The sequence below is a fragment of the Mycobacterium sp. genome (assembly GCF_035570115.1).
In the GTDB taxonomy this organism is placed as follows: domain Bacteria; phylum Actinomycetota; class Actinomycetes; order Mycobacteriales; family Mycobacteriaceae; genus Mycobacterium.
The window spans coordinates 1-4,424 of record NZ_DATMLH010000211.1 but is presented as its reverse complement, the minus strand read 5'-3'; the positions used below and the strand labels follow the sequence as shown (position 1 = coordinate 4,424).

Sequence of the window (4,424 nt, the reverse complement as noted above, 5' to 3'; positions counted from 1 at the left end):
TATGCGCCGACGTCGGCGTCCCGCATCGTCGGCCACATCCGATCCGCTTTAGCCGCGCTCTAGCCGTCAACTGAAAGGATCAGTTATGACCACCAGTCGAGCGTCCGTCCCCGCACACTCGATCGCGCCCGCCTACACGGGCCGCATGTTCACCACACCAGTGCCGGCATTGCGGCTGCCCGAGGAGTCGATGGATCCCGAGGCCGCGTACCGCTTCATCCACGACGAGCTGATGCTCGACGGCAGCTCGCGGCTGAACCTGGCCACCTTCGTCACCACCTGGATGGACCCACAGGCGGACAGGCTGATGGCCGAGACGTTCGACAAGAACATGATCGACAAGGACGAATATCCGTTGACCGCGGCGATCGAGCAGCGCTGCGTATGCATGGTCGCGGACCTGTTCCACGCCGATCACCTGCGCGACGACGACCCGTCCAGCGCCTGCGGGGCGTCCACCATCGGTTCCAGCGAGGCCGTGATGCTCGGTGGCCTGGCGCTCAAATGGCGCTGGCGCGAAAAGGTGGGTAAAGGCTGGGAGGGCCGCACCCCCAATCTGGTGATGGGCTCCAACGTCCAGGTGGTCTGGGAGAAGTTCTGCCGCTACTTCGATGTCGAGCCACGCTATCTGCCGATGGAGGAGGGCCGCTACGTCATCACTCCGGAGCAGGTCATCGACGCCGTCGACGAGAACACCATCGGCGTGGTGGCGATCGTGGGCACCACCTACACGGGCGAACTCGAACCGGTCGCTGAGATCTGCGCGGCGCTGGACAAACTGGCCGCCAATGGGGGTGTGGACGTTCCGGTGCACGTCGACGCGGCCAGCGGGGGCTTCGTGGTGCCGTTCCTGCACCCGGAACTGAAGTGGGACTTCCGGCTGCCCCGGGTGGTGTCGATCAACGTCAGCGGCCACAAATACGGGCTGACCTACCCCGGCATCGGGTTCGTGGTGTGGCGTAGCAAGGAGTACCTGCCTGAAGATCTGATCTTCCGGGTCAACTACCTGGGCGGGGACATGCCGACGTTCACGCTGAACTTCTCCCGCGCAGGCAACCAGGTGATCGGTCAGTATTACAACTTCTTGCGGCTGGGCCGGGAGGGCTACACCCAGGTCATGCAGAGTTTGTCGCAGACCGCCCGATGGCTGGGCCAGCAGCTGCACGAAGCCGACCACTGCGAGGTGATCTCTGACGGGTCGGCGATCCCCGTCGTCGCCTTCCGGCTGGCCCGCGGGCTGGGCTACACCGAGTTCGACGTATCCCACGAGCTGCGCGGCTTCGGCTGGCAGGTACCGGCCTACACCATGCCCGACAACGCCACCGACATCTCCGTGCTGCGCATCGTGGTGCGCGAAGGCCTGTCAGCCGACCTGGCCAGGGCGCTGCACGACGACGCTCGCACCGCACTGGCCAGCCTGGACAAGCTCAAGCCCAGCGGCCACTACACAGCCGAACACTTCGCGCACTAGCCGGCGGGCTCCAATCCCGATTTCACATCCGCCACATCCGCCCCTGTCGGGAAAGATGCGATGCCCGTTGTGCCCGCCTTCGAGCGACAACGCGCGGGCTCCGGGTCGGTCACCTCGGCGCTCTGGTGATTTGTCGCTCGAAGGTGGGCACATTGTGTGTCCGCCGGCACAGGGACTGCTGTGACTAGTGCGACGAAATTGACTGGCGGTGCGCCTCTAGAATCAACCAGCCTCGACCTTCTGGGACAATTGCGACCGTGGCCGTTACGCCGATATCCCTGACGCCGGGTGTCCTCGCTGAGGCCGTCGTGGACCTGGGTGCGATTGGACGCAACGTGCGGGTGCTGCGCGAGCACGCGGGCGGCGCCCAGGTGATGGCTGTCGTCAAGGCCGACGGCTATGGCCACGGCGCCACCCAGGTCGCCCGGACCGCGTTGGCCGCCGGCGCCGCCGAACTCGGTGTCGCCACCGTCGACGAGGCGCTGGCGCTGCGGGCCGACGGCATCACCGCGCCGGTGCTGGCCTGGCTGCATCGGCCCGGCATCGACTTCGGACCCGCCGTGCTGGCCGATGTGGAGATCGCGGTGTCATCGGTTCGTCAGCTCGATGAGCTGGTGGACGCCGTTCGGCGCACCGGACGCACGGCCGCGGTGACCGTGAAGGTGGATACCGGGCTGAACCGCAACGGCGTCGCCGCGGGCGACTACCCGTCGATGCTGACCGCGCTGCGTCAAGCCGTCGCGGAGGACGCCGTTCGGCTGCGGGGGCTGATGTCGCACATGGTGTACGCCGACGAACCGGACAATCCGATCAATAACGTTCAGGCACAACGGTTTACCGAGATGGCACAGCAGGCGCGCAACCAGGGACTGCGCTTCGAGCTGGCCCATCTCGCGAATTCGTCGGCCACGATGTCACGTCCCGACCTTGCTTTCGACATGGTGCGGCCCGGCGTCGCGGTCTACGGCCTGAGTCCCGTACCCGCCCTCGGCGACATGGGTTTGGTACCGGCGATGACAGTGAAATGTGCTGTTGCACTGGTGAAGCCGATTCGCGCCGGTGAGGGCGTGTCGTATGGCCACACCTGGATCGCTGAGCGTGACACCACCGTCGGGCTGCTACCGATCGGCTACGCGGACGGTGTGTTCCGGGCGTTGGGTGGGCGGTTGGACGTGCTGATCAACGGCAGGCGGCGCCCCGGCGTTGGGCGGATCTGCATGGACCAGTTCGTGGTCGACCTTGGTCCGGGAAATGTCGATGTGACCGAAGGCGACGAGGCGATCCTGTTCGGATCGGGCGCGCGGGGTGAGCCGACCGCACAGGACTGGGCCGATCTGCTCGGCACCATCCATTACGAAGTGGTGACCAGCCCACGGGGACGGATCACCAGAACCTACCGCGAGGCCGGACATCGTTGAGCGGTGCAAACAACGACGGGTCCCACGTGGACAGGGCGGGGCTGGCACGGTGGCTGGCAGGTGCCGCGGGCCTGAGCGCGGTAGGCACCATCGCTGGGATTACGGTGGCCCGCTCGATGACTCGGCGTGCGGTAATCGAAGACCCTTACCTCCACGAGAATTTCGAGACGCTGGACGGCGACCGGAGCTATGTGGTGACAACCCCCGACGGGGTGCCGCTGGCGGTGCGTGAGGTCGGTCCCGCTGACGCACCGCTGACCGTGGTGTTCGCGCACGGATTCTGTCTTCGCATGGGCGCCTTCCACTTTCAGCGCATCCGGCTCTCCGAGGAGTGGGGTCCGCAGGTCCGAATGATCTTCTACGACCAGCGCGGCCACGGCCGATCCGGCGACGCTCCGCCGGAAACCTACACGGTGACCCAGCTGGGTATGGACTTAGAGACGGTGCTGCAGGTGATCGCGCCACGTGGCCCGATCGTGGTGGTGGGCCATTCCATGGGCGGGATGACGGTCTTGTCGCACGCCCGTCAGTTCCCCCACCACTACGGCAACCGCATCGTCGGAGCCGCGTTGATTTCGTCTGCGGCCGAAGGGGTGACGAAGTCACCGTTGGGCGAAATCCTGAATAATCCTGCGTTGGAAGCTGTTCGGCGAGCCGCGCGGTCGGCGCCCAAGCTGGTTCAACGCGGCCGCAACGTGGGCCGCTCGGTGATCGGGCCGATCCTGCGAGCAGCGTCCTACGCCGACTGGAATGTCAGCCCGAGCGTCGTGGCGTTCTCCGAGAAGATGATGCTGGACACCCCGATCCCGACCATGGTCGAGTTCTCGCACGCGTTGGAAGTCCACGACGAAACGACCGCGCTGCCTACCCTGGCGAAGATCCCGACACTGGTCGTCTGCGGCGATCACGACCTGGTCACCCCCGCCGAATACTCGACGAAAATGGCTGACGCGCTGCCGGAATCCGAGTTGGTCATCGTGGCCAGGTCAGGCCATTTGTTGTTGCTGTCCAAGCCTGATCCGATCAACGACGGGTTGGTGCGGCTGGTCAAGCGGTCGACACCGGGCAGATTCGCCACGCTGAGTCAGCGGTGGCGCGAGCGGATCCTGCGCCGTGACTGACGGTCGGTCCGGCGTGGCGACGTTGCCGCGTGTGGAAGACACTGTCGCGCTCGGCTCACGCCTTGGCGGCCAGCTGCGCGCCGGCGACGTGGTGGTGCTCTCCGGGCCACTTGGTGCTGGAAAGACGGTGCTGGCCAAGGGGATCGCCGCGGCGATGGATGTCGACGGGCCGGTCACGTCGCCGACGTTTGTGCTCGCGCGGGTGCATCCCGCACGATGCGCCGGCACGCCGGCGATGATCCATGTGGACGTCTACCGGTTGCTGGATCACACCGGCGCCGACCTGCTCGACGAGCTCGAATCATTAGATCTCGACACCGAACTCGACGATGCCGTCGTCGTGGTGGAGTGGGGCGAGGGCCTTGCCGAACGGCTGTCCGATCGGCACCTGGACGTTCGCCTCGAGCGCATCAG

General features: G+C 66.1%; 4 protein-coding genes. All 4 read left to right on the top strand.

The genetic code is table 11. The annotated features are described in order from the left end of the window. Positions 1-85 precede the first annotated feature (85 nt). Positions 86-1,471 (top strand): glutamate decarboxylase, encoded by a 1,386-nt coding sequence (locus VNW74_RS19085; RefSeq protein ID WP_325679625.1) that lies wholly within the window; start codon positions 86-88, stop codon positions 1,469-1,471. Between the two features lie 257 nt (positions 1,472-1,728). Further along, a complete protein-coding gene (alr, locus tag VNW74_RS19080; protein ID WP_325679623.1) occupies positions 1,729-2,889 on the top strand; it encodes an alanine racemase in 1,161 nt (386 codons plus the stop codon). Beyond that, a complete protein-coding gene (locus VNW74_RS19075; RefSeq protein ID WP_325679621.1) occupies positions 2,886-4,010 on the top strand; it encodes an alpha/beta hydrolase in 1,125 nt (374 codons plus the stop codon). The genes alr and VNW74_RS19075 overlap by 4 nt, the downstream gene beginning before the upstream one ends. After that, positions 4,003-4,424 (top strand): tRNA (adenosine(37)-N6)-threonylcarbamoyltransferase complex ATPase subunit type 1 TsaE (gene tsaE / locus VNW74_RS19070; RefSeq protein ID WP_325679619.1); only part of this gene is annotated, 422 nt, incomplete at its 3' end. The genes VNW74_RS19075 and tsaE, both read left to right, overlap by 8 nt.